This window comes from Candidatus Nitrosopumilus sp., from assembly GCF_029882185.1.
GTDB lineage: Archaea > Thermoproteota > Nitrososphaeria > Nitrososphaerales > Nitrosopumilaceae > Nitrosopumilus.
This window is the reverse complement of the sequence record NZ_JAOULD010000007.1, coordinates 15,510-37,390: the sequence shown is the minus strand read 5'-3', so window position 1 is coordinate 37,390 and position 21,881 is coordinate 15,510. Positions and strand designations below refer to the sequence as shown.

Genomic DNA, 21,881 nt, shown 5'->3' with positions numbered 1-21,881 from the left:
TTAAAATCCATTAGAAAAATCTTCTAGCATATTTTGATTTTTAGTAAGACGATTCATTGCAAAGAATGCTCCGCCAACAATTCCTGCCTGATAAAAGGTATACAAAAAGACTCCAGATGAAGTGGGGTCTGATTTTGTGAAACTCAAAACAAGCATTGTGAAAAATACAAAAGTTCCGACAAAGGTTATCATTCGATTTAGAAATCCGGAGTTCATTCCAACAATTCGTTTAGTTGCACCGGCCATCAAACCAATGCTTGTAATAATCAAAAATGTTGCACCACCGTTTGCAGTGACGAAATTATTTAACCAAGGTAACAAGCCGTCATCAAGTATTGCAATATCAGGCATTATACTTCCACCATTAATTGCAAAATTAACAGAGCTGAACATACCCCCAATGACAAAAAAGAACAAGAAAATTTTTACAATAGAGCGTTTAATCGGACTACGTATTTCAGAAGGTTTTACAGCCCTTTCAGTTATCCTAACACCATAAAGAAATCCTACAGCCATTGCAGGAAAAAACATGATATTGATTAGAATGGGAGACTCTTTGTTAATAGACTCAATTTGAGGGTGAAATATCAAAAATAAGATTATTGCAAGCGAGGCAGAAGAACCAAATAAGATTAATCCAAGATGACTGTGACTAGAAGGTTCTTTATAATCACTCCAATTATACATTTTATTTCATCATAAGAAAATAATTAAAAACCAAATCCGAAAATCATTTGCTCAAATTATCAATTCTGTTTACCCTTTTTTACTAGAAAAAATGAAAAGTTTCATGAAAGGTGGAAAAACACTAGCAATTATAGGAATAATAATAACGATTTTTGGCGTAATTTTCCACCTCCAAGGGCATTCAATCATAGGTCCAGAATCATCATTCATGTATTCAAATCCAAACTGGGTCACATATGGAATGCAAATGGCAATTCTTGGAATTATTATTTTGAGTATAGGGATAATAATTTTCAAAAAAAACTAGTTTGTGACACGTAGAGTCACAGTACTTCTAATGTTTTTGAGTTTTCTTATCTTAGATGTAATTATTTCATTAATTTGAGAAGAATCTACTACAAACTCAGCTACAACATCATAATTACCAAAAGTAATTAAACAATTTTTGATTTCAGGGATTCTTTGAGTTGAGAATAGAGAGATTGTTCTTCTCCGACCTCACAACTGATCAACATGTATGCCTTTTCCAACTAGATTATATTTTCTTTAGACCAACATAAGGACATCTAAAGAGTGTCTTTGTAAAGTATATCTTAAAAACCAGCAATAATAGGGTCGGCAGGTTTCATAATCTCTCTTAACAAGATTGTTGCAAAGGATCCTCTAGACAATGAGAATTCCACAATATTTTCATGTGAAGAGTAATCAGTACAATGAATAGCAGATTGTCTAAAGCCACCCTCACTGCTAACTTCTTGCATTTCCTTTATGAAGAAATCTTTGGGAGAAATTTCTTCTTGTTCCAGTATTTTAGAAATTTGAAAATCAAATCTTGTTTTTTTGTAATAGGAATAGCCAACAAAGGGCAATGCCAAATTCTGATCCAGTCCTTTGACATATTTTCCAATAATTCCATTATGATCAAAACAAACATCACCAGATTGAGCCTCAAAAAGATTTTCACCATCCAAAAATGCAGCACTAAGGGATTGATTAAAAATAAAAGATTGGTAAGCCTGAATGTAAAAGCGCCTTAAAGAAACAGGGATGGCTCTGATTGCACGTATAGAATCACCATGATCAATCATTTCTTTTAGAACTATTCTCTCAATATCCATCTGAATCGGAACTTGATCAAAATAGCGTTCATAATTTGCCTTATCAGATAGTTTTTCACGAATTTCATTATTTTCTGCAGAATCATGAGAAGAGGTAAATGACAGAATCAAGTCAATTGCTTTCTCAAAATCCATTTGCAATATTGCCTTGCCAATAAGATGAGTCACAGGTCTTTTTGAGCCAAAACGCTGGTATCCATAAAAATTAAGAACTTTGTTATATTCTGTAAACGACTCTAAACCGTTTTGACAGTCAGAAATTTTCAATTTAAAATGATTTCCAACCATATCCTTTTTTGATAGAGGTTTTTTCACATATCCGAGTTTTTCAAGAGAGTATTTGTCACTGGAGAAATTATCTATTGATTTTCCCTTAGTCAAAGAGCACACAAATTGTTCTGTTATTGCTGATGCATCTTTTAGTCCAAGAGATTTGAGACGAATTCCTTTTTGTCTAAAAATTCCAGATAAGACATGATTTGTATCAATTTTTTTCTTTTTTAATTTATAGACAGCATAACCATTTTGATCATTGATATTATTTTTTATTTTTTCAGAAAGTAATTCAGATACTTGAAAATCTTCAGGTACAACTCTAATTTTTCCTCCAATACCAGAAAATTTTGTACTATATACAGAAATGCCTATTTGTGAATCGATATCAGGTATCACTCTATTGTCACTGTAACATATTTGCTAATTGCAATATCAGGTAATTGTGCACCAAGTAGAACTTTGTATGTTCCAGGTATTGCATCATCAGACACTGCAAGTATGACAGAAATTGGGCGAGATGCGCCAGAATCTAGTTGGAATGAATTAGACGTATTATCTAAAACAACATCCAAAAAGTCATGTGTAGAAGAGGAGATTAATGAAACACTGGATAGATTTTCTTCGGATTTAGAAGATATAGTAAAATCAAATTCTTGTGAATTTCCAGAAGAAATTATTAATGAATTAGATTGCAACTGAATTTCAAGAGGGAGAGGAACAGTAGTGTCAACTACACCAATATTGTTTTCAACCCACTCAGTAAACCAAATTTTTTCACCATTGATGGTGAAATCAAAAATTTGTGCTACGCCACAATCATCAATCACACCATTTCCAGGATCACAGTCTGCCCAATACGGATTCTTTGAAGGTACATGGTATTCTACAAGAGTGTGAGATTTAGGATCCATTACAGAAATATTATTGGCAGTTTGTTCATTGAAAACTATTCTTCCTTGATCATCAGATTCAATCCAATATGGTCTAGAAATAGGAGTTTTAACAATTCCAGTGTGATTACCAAATGTACTTTGTAGTGGAACTGCTGTAGTGTATTGTGTAAATTCTTCAGATATAGGATTAAAGCTAAAGAAGGAAGAAGACGTGGTGTCTGCCATCCAAAGAGTTCCATCATCACCAAAGACTGCACCGTTAGGAGTAAGCAATGCTACAGGTAATTGGTAGGTTTCAATAAAGTCAAGAAGTGGAAGGAATTTCTCATCTGAATTTGCAACAGATTCAAGATATCCATTTTGATTAAATTTTACTAGTACTCCACCTTGCTGATATAACCAATTTGTAAACCAAACATTGTCATCGGCATCAATTGCAAAATCAGCAGTTACAGAGTCATCCATAGGAGAAGGGATACTCAGATAGTTAACATTGTCATCAGACTGATTTGGATCTAAGAAAGTAAGTTTGTTTCCAGTAAAATCATTTATTATTATTTGAGAACCGTCAATTCGTAATTTTTGTGGCAATGAATTTCCTTCTGAAGGATATGATAATCTATCATAAGTTTCATCAAGTGTTGAAAATTTCCATACAGAATCAAAAGATTCATCAGTGTACCATATAGAACCATCTGGAGCATAGTCAATTCCCCACATCATTGAACGGCCACCGGGAGGCCATAGGGAATTATCATATTCAGTAAATGTTTCTGAAACAGGATCAAATTTAGCTATTTTACCAGTATTGGTTTCAGCAAACCAAACATTACCATCATAATCAGTGACAATGGCTAAGGGGTTAGTACATAGTGTCGGAATAGAAAATTCTCTAACATAATCAGTCGATTTTGCATTACTTGAACCACAAAACTGAGCTCGTTGTTCATCTGGAAAATTATCTGCAGGAGTGCCGGTAGTTGTAAAATCAGGATTTGTTCCAGGATCTATTCCAGGAAATGCAATAACAACACCAGAAGTAACCATGATGCCACCTAGAAAAACAAATGCAAAAATTCCCTTAGTTTGTTTTTTCACAAATTTTGTCACATAGTGCTGTTAATATCTTATTCCAAGAAAAACCAATTATAATAATTTCAGAGATCCAGTAATTTTATCAATCAGATTTTCAGGAGCAGGACCAATTGAAATACAAGTGGTAGTTCCAGGAGATAGTTGAGTATGTCCGGCATCAGATACCTCAGACCAGGGTAAATTCAAATCAATTGCATGCCTTTTTACTTCTTGTAATTCTTTAATTCCAGAAACTTTCACGACCACCTTTTCTTGACCTCCCCACCATTCATTATACCACTCAGGGTGAGATTTTCTAACATGTTCTGCTCCGAGTACACACGCATGGCCCACTTGAGCTGCAATCTTCCCTTTACCCATGTCAAGATCAGTTCTAACAACGATTACCTGTTTGATGTCTCCCATGTAATTATCAAAAGGATGTTTAATGAAAAACTTTTGAATTAAATAATTGACAAAGAAACAAAATCTGTGAGCTTTGACGTAGTAATTGCAGGAGGAAGTGTTGCAGGCTTGCTATGTGCCAGAGAAATTTCTTCAAAAGGATTTTCAGTTCTAGTAATTGAGGAAGACTATGAGATTGGGACTCCAGAACACTGTGGAGGATTAGTGAGTTTGTCAGGATTAGAAGAACTAGGAACAATACCATTCAAAAAAACATTTGAACATATGATAGAGTCAGCCAAAATTACATCTCCTAATGGGAATAATTTTACAATTAATTCGGAAAAACAAAAAGTCGTCGAAATCAGTAGAAGGGAATTAGACAAACAAATAGCATTTCAAGCTCAGAAAAATGGAGCCGTAATCAAAGTCAGAACAAGTTTTCAAGAACTTACAGATAAAGGAATTAGAACCAATGAAGAAGAAATAGATTGTAAGATATTTGTGGATGCAAGGGGAGTTTCATCATTAATTCATAAAGACAGAACAGGAATTTTATCATCTGCTCAATATGAAATCTATGCAGATTGGATAAAGAAAGGAAAAGTAGAAGTGATTTTTGATCAAGAAAAATATCCAGGATTTTTTGCATGGATTATTCCATCAGGAGAAGGTAAAGGGAAAATAGGAATCGCAGGAAGAGGAATTAATGTTGTAGAGACCATGAACACTTTCCTCAAAGACAAAGGAGAGTTTTCAACAATAAGAAAAATTTTTGCACCAATTTGGATTAAAGGCCCCATCAAAAATTTTGTGGATGGTAAAACAGTTATCGTCGGAGATGCTGCAGGGCAGGCAAAACCAACTACAGCTGGAGGAATTTTTACAAGTGGCATGGGTGGAGTTTATGCAGGACGAGCAATTTCAGAATTTTTAAAAACAAACAACAATGAGAATCTAAAAAAATACCAAAAGCAATGGACAGAAAGATTTGGGAAGGAATTTGAAAAACAGGTATTGGCAAGAAAAGTGCTGGAGAGAATTGACAACAATACAATCAACAAATTATTTGAAACAATTACACCTGAGATCATTAAAGAAATTTCAGAGAAGGATGATTTTGATTTTCATACGGGATCAATTATCAAATTATTGGGATTGAAAGGTTCGATTAAAACTGCCCAAACCCTAATCGGCGGAGAAATTAAAAAATTACTAATCTAAGACAGTACAATTTCTAAGGAAGGTATAAATGATGTTTACAGAAATTTGGGGTATGTCTTCTACTATTTCATTACCGACATGCAGTTGCTGTCACAGACATATTATGCCTAATGATAAATGTGTAAAATTCAATTGCCCTAGTTGTGGCACTGATTTAATTTGGAGATGTCAAAGTTGCAGAGAAGCAGCAAGAAACTATACTTGTTCTTCATGTAATTTTCAGGGACCTTAGAGAAATGACTCAATTACTATTTGTAACAAAAATTCTTCCAAATGGAATGGAAGTTGATTTAGATAAACTAACTGAGACCATCAAAACAGTATTGCCAGAAGGGATGTCCATGAAAAGACATGCAAAAGAGCCACTAGCATTTGGTTTAGAATGTATCAAAGCAGAATTCATTTTAGAGGATAAGGAGGGTCAAAGTGATGCCCTAGAGAACGCAATAAGATCAACTGACGGTGTAAGTGAGTTTGAAGTTCTCAACATGAGTAGAATGTCAGTTGACATGAAATAGGTGATTTTTTGGCACGCAAAGAAGAACCTTTGCAAATGAGAATCGGGGAAGCAAAACAAAGAGACGTAGGAAAAAAACGTGCACGAATTGGTCCTGATGCAATGGACTTTCTAAAAGTAACACCAGGGGACATTATTGAAGTGATGGGTTCAAGATCTAGCTGTGCAGTTGTTTGGCCAGTAGACGAAGATGAAAAACTACCAGACATCATAAGAGTAGATGGACAAACAAGAAAAAATGTTGGCGCATCACTAAATGATTTTGTAAAAATCAGAAAAGTGACATCAAAATTTGCAAAAACAGTTTCTTTAACTCCAGTGAATGATTCAGTTACAGTAGATAAAGAATTCACAGACTTTGTAAAAAACAGATTGAAAGGATTGCCAATTGTTCATGGCGATGAAATTTCAGTGATGATTTTAGGAAATTCAATGGATTTTAAAATTACAAAAACATCTCCAAAAGGAGTAGTCAAAATAGATAGAACGACAAATCTTAGCATTTCAACAGAAACCTCAGTGGACAGAAAAGTCAGAGTGACATATGAAGAAGTGGGAGGGTTAAGGAAAGAAGTAAAAGCTATGAGAGAAATTGTTGAATTACCATTAAAACATCCAGAATTATTTGCAAGATTAGGAATTGAGCCACATAGTGGAATTTTACTTTATGGACCACCTGGATGTGGAAAGACATTACTTGCAAAAGTAATGGCAAGCGAATCAGAAGCTAACATGTTTCCAATTAACGGTCCAGAGATTATGAACAAGTATTATGGGGAAACAGAAGCAAAGTTAAGAGACATTTTCAAAGAGGCAAAAGATAACTCTCCAAGCATTATTTTCATAGATGAAATTGATGCCATTGCACCAAAAAGAGAAGAAGCATATGGAGATGTAGAAAAAAGAGTTGTTGCACAATTATTAGCACTAATGGATGGACTAAACGACAGAGGAAATGTCATAGTTCTAGGAGCTACAAACAGACCAGACAGTGTCGATCCCGCACTCAGAAGACCAGGAAGATTTGATAGAGAATTTGAGATCTCAGTACCTAACGAAGACGGAAGATTGGAGATTCTTGAAATCCATACAAGAGGAATGCCAATTGCAGATGACATAGATCTTAAAGATTTGTCAGCAGAGCTGCATGGATACACAGGTGCAGATATCAAATCACTTTGTAGAGAGGCAGCATTAAAATCAATTAGAAGATATCTTCCAGAAATTGATCTTGAAACTGAAAAAATTCCCTCCGAAGTTTTACAATCGATGCAAATTAAATTAATTGACTTTTACGACGCAATGCATGAAGTAGTTCCCACAGCAATGAGGGAATTTTATGTTGAAAGACCAAAAGTGTGGTGGAAAGATGTTGGAGGGTTAGATGAGATCAAAAAATCACTTACAGACAATCTAATAATGGCAATGAAAGAACCAACCAAATTTACAAAAATGGGAATAAAACCACCAAAAGGAGCTTTGATATACGGACCACCTGGATGTGGAAAGACATTACTTGGTAGAGCATTAGCTACTGAAACAGGGGCAAATATGATTTTGGTCAGAGGCCCAGAAATTCTTTCCAAATGGTTAGGAGAATCTGAAAAAGCTGTACGAGAAATTTTTAGAAAAGCAAAATCATCATCACCGTGTGTAGTAATTTTTGATGAATTGGATTCAATAGCACGTTACAAATCAGGAGAGGGAGGAACAAGTGAAACTATTCTCAGCCAATTGCTAACAGAAATAGAAGAAGGTATTTCATCAAGAGTAGTAGTAATTGGAATTACAAATAGGCCAGATGTATTAGATAATTCTTTGCTAAGAACAGGCAGATTGGATTTAGTCCTTTACGTAGCACCTCCTGATGAAAAAGGAAGATTGGAAATCATTAAGATCCTAACACGAAAGATGCCATTAGCAAATGATGTAAAATTACAAGAGATTGCAGTAGCTACTCAAAATTACACAGGAGCAGATTTAGCGGCATTGTGTAGAGAAGCAGCAGTAGAAGCAATGAGAAACAATTCAACAAAGATTTCAAGTCATGACTTTGCAAATAGCTTGAAACAAGTAAGACCATCTATCACTAAAGAAGTAGACCAATGGTACAACACAATAAAGGAAAGTATATCTAATGTAGTACCAAAGACAGGAGATAAATCATTTTACGGATAAAATATGGCAATACCAATAAGAAACACAGTATTTGACAAGATACAGGAATCTAATCGTCTCACAGATGTAGAACTTTCCAAGAGTTTAGCCAAAGACGGACATGTAATTGCAGAGGACAGGTTCAACAAAATTCTTTTAGATTTAGAAATATTAGGGCTGATCACGGTATCATGGATTACTAAAGATGAGCGCAGAATAGAAGTAGTGGTTGTTGAGCAAGAAGTAGACAAAATAGAAGAACTCGCAAAGGAAACTATGGAAAGTGATTATGAAGCTAGTTTCCCAGGTGTAGATAAATAATTTTTAAAACAACGGGATGTGGAATGCTGCATCTAATGCAACAGCTACAAAAATTATTGTAAGATATGGTGCAGTTACTTTGTATGCCTTCCAGGCAAATTCAGATGTAGGAGTCTTTGTTAGTTTATAGTGATAAACAAGCATCAACCCTCCAGAAACTATTGCAATAACAGTGTAAACAATTCCCATACCATCCGGAATAAACGACAAGATCAAAGAATAAGGAATCAAAATCAGAGTATTACCTAAAATGAATTTTGATGTTTTGTGCATTCCAATTACTACTGGAAGCATTGGAACTTCTGCTTGAGCATATTCATCTTTAATTTTCATTGCAAGACACCAGAAGTGAGAAGGAGTCCAAACAAAAACCAGAAATCCAACTAAGAATCCTAACAAATCCATACTTCCAGTAGCTGCTGTCCATCCAGCCCAAGCTGCAGCACTACCTGCAATACCACCAATTACAATGTTTGAAGTATTCTTTCGTTTTAGCCAAACAGTATAGATTATCACATATGAAAAAATCCCAACTGCAATAAAGAATGCAGATACGGCATTTAATGCAAAATAACCATAGATGACAGATATGCAGCTAACTGCTAATCCATAAACCAAGACACTAGATGCTTTCATCCTGCCAGACGGAATAGGTCTGGTACTAGTTCTAGTCATTTTAGGATCAATATCTTTATCATAATAGTGATTTAGAGCACTAGAGCCAGCTGATGCTAATGCACCTGCAATGATAATATGCAAATATGCCCAATAATCAAGTTCTGGAACATTTGGAACTAATTTACTTGCAGCATACATAGATGTGACCGCAGTTATTACTAAAAGAACAACAATTCTGGGCTTTGATATCTCCAGTATTTCATTAAATCCCAATTCAATCTATCCTATTCCAAAGCCATTTAATTTCTTCGTCTACAGATCTCTCAAATTGCGCAAGGAATAAGTATCTCAGTCCTATCAGCTATCTTAAATGAGTAATTGGGACCTCATGATGCCAGGAATGGGACTTACAGCTATAGGGTTAGCTGGCCTTACATTATCATATGCAGGCATTGCCCACACATTCATTGATGGTATGCATGCTCTTACCGGCCTTACCATGTTTGTAGGATTGATTTTCCTAGCAGCAGGCATCCTAGACGGAGGAGTCTCAACCAGTAATAGAGCCAAAGCAACGACTTTGGTAATTTTGTCAATAGCATTAGGATTTGGAATGTATTCCATGGTTCTTAACACATCAAATTATACAGTCACTATCGCAGGAATTTTAATGGCAATCGCATTCCCTGCAATTATAATTTCATACCTTTACATGAAACACCCCACAATAGCAAAACCAATTGGAGCAATTGTATCAATGGCAGCTGCAACAGGAATTATAATGTGGGTATCATTTGGAATTTTCTCAGCTCCAGATACATACATGATTCCACAGCAAATTGGAGTAGAGGAACCTGTAGAAGATCTTACACCATCAGGGCCAATATTTACAATTGAGATTCTTGCAGAATCAGTAGAAGAAGGAAATCCAGATTATGATCCAGATGTCGCAATAGTACAACAAGGACATGTAATTGAATGGACTAATGCAGACACAGTTGCACATACAGTAACTAGTGCATCGGACTTTGGGGAAACATTTGATTCTAGTTTGATTAATGCAGGCGAGGTATACACACTCGATACAAATGATTTAGAAATTGGTGAATATGAATATTTGTGCATAGTACATCCTTGGATGGTTGCAACTTTAGTTATCGAAGCTGCTAAAGAACCAACCAAAGTTATAATTCCTGAAGGAGCAGCAATTCCAGAAGACGGACAAATATACTATGATCCTGAAATACTAGACATTACTGCGGGAACAACAGTAGTATGGGATAATGTGGATACTACAGTGCATACAGTGACATCAGGAATAGCACCAGAAACAGACGGCATTTTTGATTCAGGAATGATGTCAGCAGGAGATGTTTTTGAATTTACATTTACAGATGCAGGAACTTATGATTATTTCTGTACATTCCATCCATGGATGGTCGGAACTGTTAACGTAGAATAGATTTGTATAAAATCAAATTATCAGAATCAAGCAAAACAATTCTTTCAGAATATTCAGAAAATCAAAAACCCAACGAATCATGTGCGTTATTGTTTGGTAAAGACAACATAGTGCAAGAACTCTTTTTAGCAGAAAATATTGAAAAGTCACAGGTAAACTTTACAATTTCAAATAAACAATTAATCGAAGGATATAGAATGGCAGAAGAAAAAAAGATGGAAGTCATAGGCATATTTCATTCACATCCAGATTCAGAAGCATATCCATCAAATACAGATAAAAAATTCATGCAAAGTAATCCAGTTGTATGGGTGATTTATTCAGGAATCAATAAAAATTTCAGGGCATATATTCTTGAATCAGATATTATAGAAATTCCAATAGAATAGCCTAAGATTCCAAGACGAATGTTGCTTGTTCACTATGAATACTATATAGAATTGTTTTGTCAGGTGAAATAATTTTACCAATAATGTTGACAGGAGATGCAGGGGTAATTTCTCCAGGAGTTCCTATTGGCGTGGGACCATAAAATAAACAAATTGCTTTTCCAGTTGGCCAATATGCAACATCGAAAAGGTCCACAGTAGATTTTGCATTTTCTTCAGGCTGAGAGATGGGAGATTTTGAAGTATAGATTTCATCGCCCCAAACATTAAGATCAACTGTAAAAGGCAATTTTTCAACAAAGTCATGAACAGTTTTTGGAGAAGTAGAATCATCTAATTCCAAAAGGATGTTGGAAGAGTTTGTGATCTTAAGAATCACTGAATATTTCATAAATATCAATGAAAAAACGATTAGAAAACCATTCCGAAATTAGACATTGTCAGATTCTTAATTTGGTTTAACATATTCAGAATGATCACATTTTGGACAATAATATTCAGTAAGCATATTTTGTTTACTCCCACGTCTTTTGGAAGGCTTGTTTTTGTGATCCATTTCTACGTCACATTTTTTACAAATTTTCATAATAATACACCAGATAGTTTATTCATATTGATTTTTCTTTATTCAATCTTAAAAATAAACCATGTATTTTCACACATGAGAACACTAAATGGGATTATCTATCAAAATTAAATCAAACAAATTCAGAGACATTCTTGGATAGAAGAGCATTATTTTGAATTAAATATCCCTTTTTTTAATTAGATTTATGGAAATTCACGTATACGACACTTATGTCAAAGCAGCAGACGGTCATACCATGCACTTTGATGTAATTACTGGTGAAAAAGATCACAGTAAAGCCATCACATATGGAAAAGAGTGGTTGGAATCCATCGGTGAAGGACAAGCAGAAATGACTACTAATGAATGTCAATTCTGTCATTCGCAAGGTGCACCAGAGCCTGTTGAACAGGCAATTAAGGAGAAAGGCTACTTTATCCAAAAGATGGAAGGCTGTCCTTAAACATTTTTTCCTTTTTCTTAATGAACATATTTTTTAGATCAATCATCAAAGAGTTAGTATGACTGAAAACAAATATTCAAAGTGGACTGTCGAAGGGGATAAGAAAACAAAATGGATTTGCGGATGTTTTCAAACAGCAGATAATTATTTTAAATTCTGTAACAAGCATAATTCAACTTTGAAAAAAGCAATTCAAGATCAAATTGATGAATTAGATATGACACTAATCGTAGAAGATTAGATAGTAATTATTGCGACAAATGCAGATACGAATACAATGGCAATTGTGTTTAGTAGTTTGATGACGGTATTTAGTGCTGGACCAGCTGTATCCTTGTATGGATCACCAATGATATCACCTACAACTGCAACTTTATGAACTTCAGAACCTTTTTCTCCTTGCATTTCAACCAGCTTCTTTGCATTATCCCATGCACCACCAGTATTTGCTAAATGATATGCAAGTAAGATGCCTGTAACAACGGAACCCATCAACAATCCAGCAACTGCAGTTGGACCTAACAAAATTCCTAGAATTATTGGAGCAATGATTGCAACAAGTGCTGGTTTATACAATTCTTTAATGGATGCAACAGTAGCAATATCTACACATTTTGCATAATCAGGTTTTGATTTACCAGTAAGTATTCCAGGATCTGCTTTGAATTGACGTCTCACTTCATCAACCATTTTTCCGGCAGCGCGAGATACACCATTAATGAGTTGACCAGTAATTATGAACGGAATCAAACCACCAATGAGCAATCCAACAACAATTGCAGGATTGGTCAAACTATAATCCAAGTCTAAAACACCTTCAAAAACATGAGCAGCTTCAAACTGGAATGCCTGAATCATAGCCAATGCAGCTAATGCCGCACTTGCAATAGCAAAGCCCTTAGTAACTGCCTTTGTGGTATTTCCTACAGCATCAATTTCATCAGTAACCTTACGGTTTTCTTCACCCATTCCAGTCATTTCAACAATACCTCCTGCATTATCAGCAATAGGACCAAATGCATCAATACTGAGAACAATTCCTGCAAGACTCAACATTGCCATTGCTGTTAATGCAGTACCAAAAATTCCATAAAGAACAGGATCTGCATCTTCAGGAGCAGATGCAGATGCAATACTATATGACAAGATAATTGCAACAACTAGTGTAATCATGAATGGTCCAGTAGATTGCATTCCTTTGATAATTCCCATCAATGTTAATGATGCATAGCCCCATTTTGCAGAGTCTGCAATTTCTTTAACAGGGCCTTTTTTGTAACTTGTGTAATTGTCAGTGATTTTTTGAATGATAGGAACCAGTATTACACCAATCACAGTAGAACCAAACAAAGCATATGCTGCGGTAGATTCACCAATGAATTGAGTGATAAAGATATAGTTTAATCCAATTGCAATCGCAGCTGAAACATAAAATGAACGATTAAGAGGTTTCATTACATCAGTAATATTCTTTGAGCCAACAATCACTACACCAATAATTGACGCAATCATTCCTGATGAACCAATTAAGATAGGATAAAGGAAAAAGTTTGGTGCACCAATCAATGCTGCAATGAGTAATGCCGCAAGAATTGTTACAATATATGATTCATAAACATCAGAGCCCATACCTGCTGCATCACCAACGTTATCTCCCACATTGTCTGCAATGGTTGCAGGATTTCTAGGATCATCTTCTGGAATATTTGCTTCAACTTTTCCAACCAGGTCTGCGCCCATGTCTGCGGCTTTTGTGAATATACCACCACCAATTCTAATGAATAATGCAATAAGACTGGCACCGATTCCTACTCCTGCAATTGTGATAGGGTCGGGATAAATCAAATAAAGTCCGGTAATTGCTAATAATGCCATTGCTGGAACAGCTAAACCAACTGTTGCTCCACCTCTGAAGGCCATGGCAAATGTCTTTCCAAGACCTGAACTACTTAGATTAGCAGCTCTAACTGCAGCTTTTACTGTAATTTTTAATGAAATAATTCCTGCAACTGCAGAAAGGGCTGCACCTACTGCAAATGCAATTCCATTTGAAGGAGTTAAGAAAACACCGATGATTAAAGATAATGCGATGGCAACAGGAACGATAATTTTCATCTCTCTTTTTAGAAATGCAGATGCTCCTTCTTTGACAGCGTTGGAAATATCCATCATCTCTTTTGTTCCAGAAGGTTGTTTGGTAATCCATACAACCAAGCCACCTGCAACTAAAAATGATGCAATTCCTGCAATAAAGGGCAGAATTTGTGCTATTTCCATAGTATATTCAGCTTGCCAAATCCTGTAAATATAAATCAAATAGCAGAGATTTTGCTTCGCTTTCTATATGGAGGAAATGTTTTTCCTTTCAACCCTTGCCTTACCAATTTGGTGAATCGTTTCCCATGAGCAAGATATGGAAATCTCATATGGATCAATTCATGAACAATGGTATTCTCAAGAGTTTTTTCATCTGGAATCTTTCTCACATTAATGAAAACAAGATTATGTTGAAGATATGACACCCCATAATACTTGTAAGCCGACGTACGTCTACCTTCTGTCATGTCTTTTGGGGCATCCAATACTTCTTTGGTGGTTAGAAGAATTTGAGGTTCAGTGATAGAAAATCGATTTGAGTAAATACCAACTTTTTCTAAAATTTGTAACGTAAGATCAGGATCAAGCTTCACAATATTACATCATGAAATCTGCGTTTATCTTGAAATGTCAATTGTTGTATGAAATTTGGTGTATTTTGGTTCTATAAATTATGAATTAATAGGGTCAGAGGTTATGTGGAGTAATCATCAATCATACAGCCACCGTCTCATCACACCCCGATTATTCCATTAAATCAAGTAGTGTTTGTACTTTATTTCTAATTTCGGCAGTAATCTTTACAATTACTAAACCTTCATGAGGTTGACCATACATTACAACAGCATTTTCAGGCGCATGAATGCATACTGGAATAACTAAAAGATCTTCCTCACCATTAACAAAAATCCTCACAGGAGATTTCATAGTAAATGCTTTTTTGATTACATCGACACTTTGTGGAGTGATTTCAGTTGCTGGATTATCAACTGTTAGTTCAGTTGCATTTGTTAAATTAGGAGATTCTCTTTTTTCCCTCTTTTCTTGTCCGTCAATGATTTGTAGTGAAGGGATTAATCCAAAATCAATCATTTTTTCAGTCGTTCTATCACCTACAGTTATGATGTACGAATTATCTGTCAGGTGTTTTTGAATTTCACTTTTTTGAGTATGACTTTCAGGTAAGAGTATTCCTAAAGGAATTTTCATTTGGTCCCTAAGAGAATCAGGTAATTTCACAGGAATCAGGATTGGTTTGTACTTGCCTCAGATGCAGGATCCTCACTAGTATTTTCAGAGGCCATCTCATCTTGAAGTTTAGCTGCAAGGATACTACATTGTGCTGCAATATTTTTTGCACTTTTCCTAAACGCATCAGCACTTGGTGAATCAGGATTAGTAATCATGATGGGTTTACCCAAGTCAGAACCAGACATAATTCCAGAATTTAATGGAATTTCCCCTAAGAAAGGCATGTTAAATTTTTCACTAATTTTCTTTGCGCCACCTTCGCCAAAGATGTAATGTTTGTCATTACAGTTTGGACAAATAAAGTGACTCATGTTCTCAACAACGCCGATGATTGGAACATTTAATTTTTCAAACATTGAAACTGCTTTTACTGCAACATCACTTGCGACATCTTGAGGAGTTGTAACTACAAGAATTCCTGTAATTGGAATAGTTTGTGCAAGTGTTAATGGAATGTCACCAGTTCCAGGAGGAAGATCCACAATCAAATAATCTAATTCAGACCAATTAGTATCTACAAGAAATTGTTTTAATATTCCAGAAATAATTGGTCCACGATAAATTGCGGCCTGGTTTGATTGATCAGCAAAGAAACCAAATGAAACAACTTTTAATCCATTTGAATCTGCTGGCTGTAATTTATTATCTTCAACTTCCATAAATCCGTCTTTCATTCCAAGCATTAGTGGAATGCTTGGACCGTAGATATCAGCATCTAACAGACCAACTTTGGCTCCAGATTGAGATAATGCTAATGCTAGATTTAATGAAACAGTTGATTTTCCTACTCCACCCTTTCCACTTGCAACACCAATAATATTTTTGACAGTTGCCATTCCAACATCATCTTCTAATGAACGGCCTTCCATGACTTTGGCAGTAACTTTCATATCAAAATTTTTCAAGTCAGAAAGTTCAGCAATTGCTTTTCTAACATCATCTTCGATTTCGACATTGAAAGGACATGCAGGAGTTGTTAATTCTAGAGTGAATTTGAGATTACCGTCATTAAGTTCCAGGTCTTTAATCATACCCATAGACACGATGTCTTTTTTCAAATCAGGATCAATCACAGTACTTAATTTTTCAAGAACTTGATCGATACCAACCATTGCGTCAAAAAGTCAGTCTACATTATTTAAACATAAGTTAGACATCAAAAGAAATTATCAATTATCTCAAAAATATCAAAAACCTTTGGGAATTTGAGCCTAAAAACACCTAAACATTCATAAATTGAAATTCGAGAAAAAATGTACATTTGTTTTCTATATCCACCCTAGTTGATGTTGTGAGGATTCCTCCAAGCTTGTTTGGAACCGCACTCAAAAAGGCCGCAGTTAACATTCTCAAAGAAAAGTACGAGAGCATGATTAATGCAGATTTAGGATATATCATTATGATTTTAGATGCCAAAGTTGATGAAATGGGAAAGATGATTGCCGGAGACGGTGGAACATTTCACAAAGTCGAATTTGAAGCTTTGACATTTTATCCAAAACTCCAAGAAATAGTTCAAGGAGAAATTGTAGACATTACAGACTTTGGAGCATTTGTAAGAATTGGTCCAACTGATGCATTACTTCACTTGTCACAAGTGATGGATGATTATCTAAAGAGTGATGTTAAATCCGGAATGATTTTAGCAAATCAAAGTGGCAGAACACTCAAAGTGGGTTCTACACTTCGTGCAAGAATTACTGCAGTATCATTAGGAAAAGCAGCTGCAATGGGTAAAATAGGAATCACATGTAGACAACCATTCCTTGGTGCAGATGAATGGATTGCAGAAGAGATAAAGAAAGCCGGCGGTGGCAAAGAAGAGCCAGCAAAGGAAAAAAAAATAGAGGCTAGTTAAAATGGCGCGAGAGATGGCTTGCCGTAAATGTAAACATGTAACAACTCTCAAAGTATGTCCAAATTGCAAATCATCAGATCTGACACCAGATTGGAATGGAGTTGTGTTAGTTGTTGATCCAACTAATTCAGAAATTTCAAAAACATTAGGAATTACAACTAAAGGCAAATATGCAATTAAAGTAACATAAAATCTTTAAAATCATATTAACATTTTATCATTATATTGACATTTAATTCAAAAAAACAATTATCTCAATTTCTCGCTGAAGATATCGGTAAAGGAGACATTACCAGTAAATTATTACCAAAGAAAAAAGTTTCAGTGAGAATCATTTCTCGAGAAAGTGCAATTATTGCAGGAGCAGCATACGCAAAAGAAATTTTCCGATTAAAAGGATGCAATGTAAAAATTTTGAAAAAAGACGGTTCTAAAATAAAACAAAATCAAACCATAATGACAATCACAGGTAACGCAGGCAGCATACTAACATGTGAGAGAACCGCATTGAACCTACTTGCAAGAATGAGCGGAATTGCGACCCAAACAGATGCTCTTGTAAAAAAGATTCCAAAGAAAACAAAATTGTATGCTACAAGAAAAACAGCGCCAGGGCTGAGATATTTTGACAAAGAGGCAGTCGAGATTGGAGGAGGTAAAAAACACAGACTGACATTAGACGAGATGGTTATGATCAAAGACAACCACATCGCAGTTGGGAATTCATTATTATCTTTGATTAAAAATGCAAAGAAAAAATACAAAACATTTGAGGTAGAGGTTGAAAATACATCAGACGCAGTATTAGCTGCAAGTGAAGGAGCTAGTATAATTATGCTAGATAATTTTACACCAACGCAAATTAAGAAAACAATCAGAGTTCTCAAAAAACAAAAATTGAGAAACAAAGTAATGCTTGAAGCATCAGGGGGAATCAATTCAAAAAATATTTCAAAGTATGGGCAAACAGGAGTAGACATTATTTCAGTAGGAAGTATAACAAACTCTGTCAAAGGAATTGACATGAGTCTAGAAATCTAAGAATTTAGTTGATTTAATAATTCAGATACAGATTTGTTTTTTGGATCAATTTCTTGAATTTTTTCACAGCACTGTATTGCTCGTTTGTTTTCACCGAGTTTCTGATGAGAATATGCCTTTAACAACAATGCATCAACATCATATGTAGCAATTTCAAGAGATTTGTCAAGATACGAAATTGCAGTTTTGTATTTTTTTTTCAGATAACAAATTCCACCCATTGTAAATAATGCGTCATGGTTGTTTGGAACTTTTTTGATATATTCTGCACCTGATTTCAGAGCAGCATCATATTTTTTTTGTTTTGCCAGTTGTTTGAACTCTTTAAATTTTTCAGCGTTCTTTTTTTGAATAGGATCTTTCGGAGTTCTAGAAAATAATCCAACCAAAATAGTCACACGCAGTTAACTTATTGCAAGCATTCTATCTATAGCCAAACGAGCTTTATCAGCAATCTCTTTTGGAACAGTAACAACATTTTTCTCATTTATCAAAGCATCATATACTTTTTCAAGAGTAATCATTTTCATGTATTGGCATTCTGCCTTTTCAGAAGCAGGAATGAATGTTTTGTCTGGATTTTGTTGTCTCATTCTGTATAATATTCCTGTTTCAGTTGCAACAACAAAATTTTTTGCTTTTGATTCTTTTACATGATTTAGCATACCTTCAGTGGAGAGAATTGAGACTTTTTTATTATCATAACTTCCATCTGCAACATCATACATCATAGGAGTAGTGCAGCTACATTCAGGATGGATGACAAATTCAGCATCTTTCATTGATTCCAATTTCTTTGTTACATCTTCAGGGGTAATTCCTGCATGCACATGACACTCACCGGCCCAAATATGCATATTTTTTCGCCCAGTCACTTTTGCGACATATGAGCCCAAAAACATGTCAGGCAAAAATAAAATTTCTTTGTCTTCTGGAATTGCCTTAACTACATTGACAGCATTTGATGATGTGCAGCAATAATCAAGCTCTGCTTTAATTTCAGCAGTAGTGTTAACATATCCAACTGCTATTGCATTTAGATGTTGTTTTTTCCAATTTCTTAATTCATCCACAGTAATTGAATCAGATAAAGAACAACCAGCTTCCAAGTCAGGAAGTAATACTCTTTTCTGAGGACTAATAATTGCAGCAGTTTCTGCCATGAAATTTACACCACAGAAAAGAATTGTTTTTTGTGGAACTTTGGCAGCTTGTCTAGATAACCCTAAAGAATCTCCAGTGAAATCAGCCACATCTTGAACATCAGGAATCTGATAATTGTGTGCTAGAATTACCACATCTTTTTCTTTCTTTAGTCTCAGAATCTCATCTTTGAGTGCTGATGATTGTTGTACAAGCATAAACAGTTCAAATTGGAATTGGTAAGGATTTAAAGAATGGGAAGTAGACATGAATTTTCTAAAAAACTAGCAAATGTGGCAAGAATTTCCCCCTTTTTGAGCGTGATTTTATCTAATCTGTGTAGGCAGAGAGGTTTTCTTTAGAAGGTATTATTCACACTTCAATTTTTCTCAATTTCAGTAATTCTTTATTCATTTTATTTTTAATACTGAGTCTTAGATTATTTCTACACAAATTTTATTTTATGTACCAATCTGAATGTCATCTGAACAATATTTTTTCAAGGTCTCAATTGCAGATAATATAGCCAATCTACTGGTCTTAGGATTATTAACATCAGGATAATTTTCAATGGTAAAAGTCATCTTTCCAAATTTTCCTTCAGCAACAATATGATGAGTGTTTTTATCAGTATTAGGATCTGCGACTATTTTTACCCCAGTTTTTTCACTTCCAATTCCAGTCAAAGAAAGCAATGCAGCTACATTGATGTTTGCAGGAAATAAAGAAACAGCATCTTTTGCAATTCCTTCAAAGATTACAGTCGATGTATTAATTTCATCTAAGTTGATATCAGATGTTTCAAAAAACTTTGCTCCCTTTAAAGAACGAGGATGTTTTGTTGTAGTGATTGATATTGATTCAAGTTCATTCTTTACAGACTTTATTCCATCCAATCCTGCAATTGCACCTGATGGGAGATAGATTGTTTTTTTGAAATCTTTGCACGCATCAGACAAGATATCGTATATGGATTCATCAAGTAGTGCTCCAACACTCATGATCATGAGATCTTTCTTATTTTGTAAAACACTCAAAGATACATCCATTACAGCATCCTGGGATGCTGCTTCAACAACAATGTCAACAGGATTTGAAGATAACAAGTGAGAATTTTCAACAATTTCAGGTTTGTTTGTTAATTTGTCAACCAATAATTCAGATTTTTCTTTTGATTCATCAAAAACATGTGTAAGTGTTGCGTGGATTTGACCAGAATCAATTGCAAGTGCAATTTGAGTACCCATGGCACCACACCCTAACAAGCCTATTCGTTTCAAGCAATCATTCTAGAAAATATCACTTAATTAATCTAAAATCATGAGGTATTATTTGTCAAGATTTCCCATAATCCATCATTTTCTTGGTTTTTGTTTCAATCATTCAAAATTCCAACCATCCACAAAAACAATTTCATCCATTCCTAGATTCACCATAGAGAAAGGCATATTCTTTGTTAATTGCATTGCAGGTTCATATGAATTCAAAAAATTACACGTCATGCATATCCAACTGCCACCATCAACATGTTCCATTATTTGATGAAGATCTTCACCTTCACAATTATAACATCTTGAAGGTATATCATCTAATTGTTTGGCCCTACAAATCAAGAGACGTCCATCTGGATCATAATCTGTCATGTCAAATTGGCGTGATTTTATCACTTAATTAATTCTAGTCCATTGAGAAACAATTGAAGATTTACGTGCAAAGTAAATCAAACCAAGAATAGAAACACCTAGAATTAAAATGGCATATACCCCAAATTCTGGAATCACCCTAGTTCCTATAATTTCAATTTTTTTAGTATCTTCTGAAATAATAAATCCAATTACATAGTCATTTGGAAATTTCATCAAATCATATCTAGTGTCGACGCCATCAACTAGAACTGTATATTTTTCATTCTCAGCATAAAGTACATCTTGAGGAGTTCTGACCCAAAAATCAGTTTTTTCAGGAACAACATCCATGATAATTTCAATGGATTTTTTTTCTTGATTAATTTCCATTGAAAATAAAACAGGATAAAGTTCATTGGAACCCATAGAGTCCAAACTACCTCTATATCCATAGTAGATGTCATATGATTTTTCATCAAAGGTAAAAGTTATTTTTTCTGACTCTAGTTGAGAGATGTCAAGATACTGAGCATATGCATTAGGGTTAAAGATATGCTCTGCAAATGCAAAGCTAGATGCAGGAATCATTAAAAGTAAAAACAATCCAAAAATAATTCTAATCATGTATGAATAACTACAATTTATCAAATATAATAAGATAGCAAATTCTCAAGTATGGTTTTTAGAAGGAATT

General features: G+C 34.8%; 29 protein-coding genes and 1 pseudogene. 13 read left to right on the top strand and 17 right to left on the bottom strand.

Annotated elements, in window-relative coordinates:
• A complete protein-coding gene (locus OEW78_RS03580) occupies positions 1-687 on the bottom strand; it encodes a hypothetical protein (protein ID WP_300324174.1) in 687 nt (228 codons plus the stop codon).
• Positions 688-790: 103 nt separating this feature from the next.
• On the opposite strand from OEW78_RS03580, the gene OEW78_RS03575 reads away from it, so the two are divergent.
• Complete coding sequence (locus tag OEW78_RS03575) at positions 791-994, top strand: hypothetical protein (protein ID WP_300324171.1); 204 nt, start codon at positions 791-793, stop codon at positions 992-994.
• Here OEW78_RS03575 and OEW78_RS10570 read toward each other — a convergent pair.
• From OEW78_RS10570 to pth2, 4 genes and pseudogenes are all read right to left on the bottom strand, one after another.
• Positions 991-1,217, bottom strand: a pseudogene (locus OEW78_RS10570) (Lrp/AsnC ligand binding domain-containing protein). The gene OEW78_RS03575 and the pseudogene OEW78_RS10570 sit on opposite strands and share 4 nt — an antisense overlap.
• A 63-nt stretch (positions 1,218-1,280) precedes the next feature.
• On the bottom strand, positions 1,281-2,477 hold the full coding sequence (truD, locus tag OEW78_RS03565; protein ID WP_300324166.1) for a tRNA pseudouridine(13) synthase TruD: 1,197 nt from the start codon (positions 2,475-2,477) through the stop codon (positions 1,281-1,283).
• Positions 2,474-4,072, bottom strand: a complete 1,599-nt coding sequence (locus tag OEW78_RS03560) for a lyase (RefSeq protein WP_300324163.1) — start codon at positions 4,070-4,072, stop codon at positions 2,474-2,476. Before OEW78_RS03560 ends, truD begins: the two co-directional genes overlap by 4 nt.
• A 48-nt stretch (positions 4,073-4,120) precedes the next feature.
• Positions 4,121-4,474: a peptidyl-tRNA hydrolase Pth2 gene (pth2, locus tag OEW78_RS03555; RefSeq protein WP_300324160.1), complete on the bottom strand. Its 354-nt coding sequence runs from the start codon at positions 4,472-4,474 to the stop codon at positions 4,121-4,123.
• A 66-nt stretch (positions 4,475-4,540) separates the two neighbouring features.
• Here pth2 and OEW78_RS03550 point away from each other — a divergent pair, with 66 nt between their 5' ends.
• From OEW78_RS03550 to OEW78_RS03530, 5 genes are read left to right on the top strand one after another with little or no spacing between them, the layout of a single operon-like run.
• Positions 4,541-5,677, top strand: a complete 1,137-nt coding sequence (locus OEW78_RS03550; RefSeq protein WP_300324157.1) for an NAD(P)/FAD-dependent oxidoreductase — start codon at positions 4,541-4,543, stop codon at positions 5,675-5,677.
• A 52-nt stretch (positions 5,678-5,729) separates the two neighbouring features.
• Positions 5,730-5,909, top strand: coding sequence for a zinc finger domain-containing protein (locus OEW78_RS03545; protein WP_014965538.1), 180 nt, complete (start codon positions 5,730-5,732; stop codon positions 5,907-5,909).
• A 4-nt stretch (positions 5,910-5,913) separates the two neighbouring features.
• Positions 5,914-6,195, top strand: a complete 282-nt coding sequence (locus tag OEW78_RS03540; protein ID WP_300324153.1) for an elongation factor 1-beta — start codon at positions 5,914-5,916, stop codon at positions 6,193-6,195.
• An 8-nt stretch (positions 6,196-6,203) separates the two neighbouring features.
• Positions 6,204-8,372, top strand: coding sequence for a CDC48 family AAA ATPase (locus OEW78_RS03535; RefSeq protein ID WP_300324150.1), 2,169 nt, complete (start codon positions 6,204-6,206; stop codon positions 8,370-8,372).
• 3 nt (positions 8,373-8,375) lie between these two features.
• Positions 8,376-8,672, top strand: coding sequence for a hypothetical protein (locus OEW78_RS03530; RefSeq protein ID WP_300324147.1), 297 nt, complete (start codon positions 8,376-8,378; stop codon positions 8,670-8,672).
• 3 nt (positions 8,673-8,675) lie between these two features.
• Here the strand turns inward: OEW78_RS03530 and OEW78_RS03525 are convergent, their stop codons facing one another.
• Positions 8,676-9,563, bottom strand: coding sequence for a heme o synthase (locus OEW78_RS03525; RefSeq protein ID WP_300324144.1), 888 nt, complete (start codon positions 9,561-9,563; stop codon positions 8,676-8,678).
• A gap of 97 nt (positions 9,564-9,660) precedes the next feature.
• Between OEW78_RS03525 and OEW78_RS03520 the strand changes: the two genes are divergently transcribed.
• Positions 9,661-10,752 (top strand): plastocyanin/azurin family copper-binding protein, encoded by a 1,092-nt coding sequence (locus OEW78_RS03520; RefSeq protein ID WP_300324141.1) that lies wholly within the window; start codon positions 9,661-9,663, stop codon positions 10,750-10,752.
• A 2-nt stretch (positions 10,753-10,754) separates the two neighbouring features.
• Positions 10,755-11,141, top strand: coding sequence for a M67 family metallopeptidase (locus OEW78_RS03515; RefSeq protein ID WP_300324138.1), 387 nt, complete (start codon positions 10,755-10,757; stop codon positions 11,139-11,141).
• 1 nt (position 11,142) lies between these two features.
• On the opposite strand, the gene OEW78_RS03510 is transcribed toward OEW78_RS03515, so the two are convergent.
• Together OEW78_RS03510 and OEW78_RS03505 are read right to left on the bottom strand one after the other, a co-directional pair.
• The gene (locus tag OEW78_RS03510) at positions 11,143-11,532 is read right to left on the bottom strand and encodes a cyclophilin-like fold protein (RefSeq protein ID WP_300324135.1); all 390 of its coding nucleotides are present in this window, start codon (positions 11,530-11,532) and stop codon (positions 11,143-11,145) included.
• Between the two features lie 57 nt (positions 11,533-11,589).
• Positions 11,590-11,727: a hypothetical protein gene (locus OEW78_RS03505; protein WP_300324132.1), complete on the bottom strand. Its 138-nt coding sequence runs from the start codon at positions 11,725-11,727 to the stop codon at positions 11,590-11,592.
• A gap of 187 nt (positions 11,728-11,914) precedes the next feature.
• On the opposite strand from OEW78_RS03505, the gene OEW78_RS03500 reads away from it, so the two are divergent.
• Positions 11,915-12,172, top strand: a complete 258-nt coding sequence (locus OEW78_RS03500; RefSeq protein WP_300324129.1) for a DUF2024 family protein — start codon at positions 11,915-11,917, stop codon at positions 12,170-12,172.
• A gap of 58 nt (positions 12,173-12,230) precedes the next feature.
• Entirely contained in the window at positions 12,231-12,413 is a 183-nt protein-coding gene (locus tag OEW78_RS03495) for a hypothetical protein (RefSeq protein WP_300324126.1), read from the top strand.
• On the opposite strand, the gene OEW78_RS03490 is transcribed toward OEW78_RS03495, so the two are convergent.
• From OEW78_RS03490 to OEW78_RS03475, 4 genes are all read right to left on the bottom strand, one after another.
• Positions 12,410-14,449 carry a sodium-translocating pyrophosphatase gene (locus tag OEW78_RS03490; RefSeq protein WP_300324123.1) on the bottom strand — a complete coding sequence of 680 codons (2,040 nt, stop codon included), beginning with the start codon at positions 14,447-14,449 and terminating at the stop codon, positions 12,410-12,412. The two genes, OEW78_RS03495 and OEW78_RS03490, sit on opposite strands and share 4 nt — an antisense overlap.
• Positions 14,450-14,484: 35 nt before the next feature.
• Positions 14,485-14,862 (bottom strand): hypothetical protein, encoded by a 378-nt coding sequence (locus OEW78_RS03485; protein ID WP_300324120.1) that lies wholly within the window; start codon positions 14,860-14,862, stop codon positions 14,485-14,487.
• A 151-nt stretch (positions 14,863-15,013) separates the two neighbouring features.
• Entirely contained in the window at positions 15,014-15,478 is a 465-nt protein-coding gene (locus OEW78_RS03480; RefSeq protein WP_300324117.1) for a GTP-dependent dephospho-CoA kinase family protein, read from the bottom strand.
• Between the two features lie 35 nt (positions 15,479-15,513).
• Positions 15,514-16,632 (bottom strand): Mrp/NBP35 family ATP-binding protein, encoded by a 1,119-nt coding sequence (locus OEW78_RS03475; protein ID WP_300324114.1) that lies wholly within the window; start codon positions 16,630-16,632, stop codon positions 15,514-15,516.
• Positions 16,633-16,781: 149 nt separating this feature from the next.
• On the opposite strand from OEW78_RS03475, the gene OEW78_RS03470 reads away from it, so the two are divergent.
• The 3 genes from OEW78_RS03470 to nadC are packed head-to-tail and all read left to right on the top strand — an operon-like array spanning position 16,782 to position 18,419.
• Positions 16,782-17,378 (top strand): DNA-directed RNA polymerase, encoded by a 597-nt coding sequence (locus OEW78_RS03470; protein WP_300324111.1) that lies wholly within the window; start codon positions 16,782-16,784, stop codon positions 17,376-17,378.
• Positions 17,379-17,391: 13 nt separating this feature from the next.
• Positions 17,392-17,568, top strand: a complete 177-nt coding sequence (gene spt4, locus OEW78_RS03465) for a transcription elongation factor subunit Spt4 (RefSeq protein WP_300324108.1) — start codon at positions 17,392-17,394, stop codon at positions 17,566-17,568.
• A 32-nt stretch (positions 17,569-17,600) separates the two neighbouring features.
• Complete coding sequence (gene nadC / locus OEW78_RS03460) at positions 17,601-18,419, top strand: carboxylating nicotinate-nucleotide diphosphorylase (RefSeq protein WP_300324259.1); 819 nt, start codon at positions 17,601-17,603, stop codon at positions 18,417-18,419.
• Here nadC and OEW78_RS03455 read toward each other — a convergent pair.
• The 5 genes from OEW78_RS03455 to OEW78_RS03435 all read right to left on the bottom strand — a co-directional run bounded on the left by OEW78_RS03455 (position 18,416) and on the right by OEW78_RS03435 (position 21,811).
• Positions 18,416-18,817, bottom strand: coding sequence for a CDC27 family protein (locus OEW78_RS03455; RefSeq protein ID WP_300324105.1), 402 nt, complete (start codon positions 18,815-18,817; stop codon positions 18,416-18,418). The two genes, nadC and OEW78_RS03455, sit on opposite strands and share 4 nt — an antisense overlap.
• Before the next feature lie 6 nt (positions 18,818-18,823).
• Positions 18,824-19,780: a quinolinate synthase NadA gene (nadA, locus tag OEW78_RS03450; protein WP_300324102.1), complete on the bottom strand. Its 957-nt coding sequence runs from the start codon at positions 19,778-19,780 to the stop codon at positions 18,824-18,826.
• A gap of 243 nt (positions 19,781-20,023) precedes the next feature.
• Positions 20,024-20,842 carry an aspartate dehydrogenase gene (locus OEW78_RS03445; RefSeq protein ID WP_300324099.1) on the bottom strand — a complete coding sequence of 273 codons (819 nt, stop codon included), beginning with the start codon at positions 20,840-20,842 and terminating at the stop codon, positions 20,024-20,026.
• A 99-nt stretch (positions 20,843-20,941) separates the two neighbouring features.
• A complete protein-coding gene (locus tag OEW78_RS03440; protein ID WP_300324096.1) occupies positions 20,942-21,205 on the bottom strand; it encodes a hypothetical protein in 264 nt (87 codons plus the stop codon).
• A 24-nt stretch (positions 21,206-21,229) separates the two neighbouring features.
• Complete coding sequence (locus OEW78_RS03435; RefSeq protein ID WP_300324093.1) at positions 21,230-21,811, bottom strand: PEFG-CTERM sorting domain-containing protein; 582 nt, start codon at positions 21,809-21,811, stop codon at positions 21,230-21,232.
• Positions 21,812-21,881 lie beyond the last annotated feature (70 nt).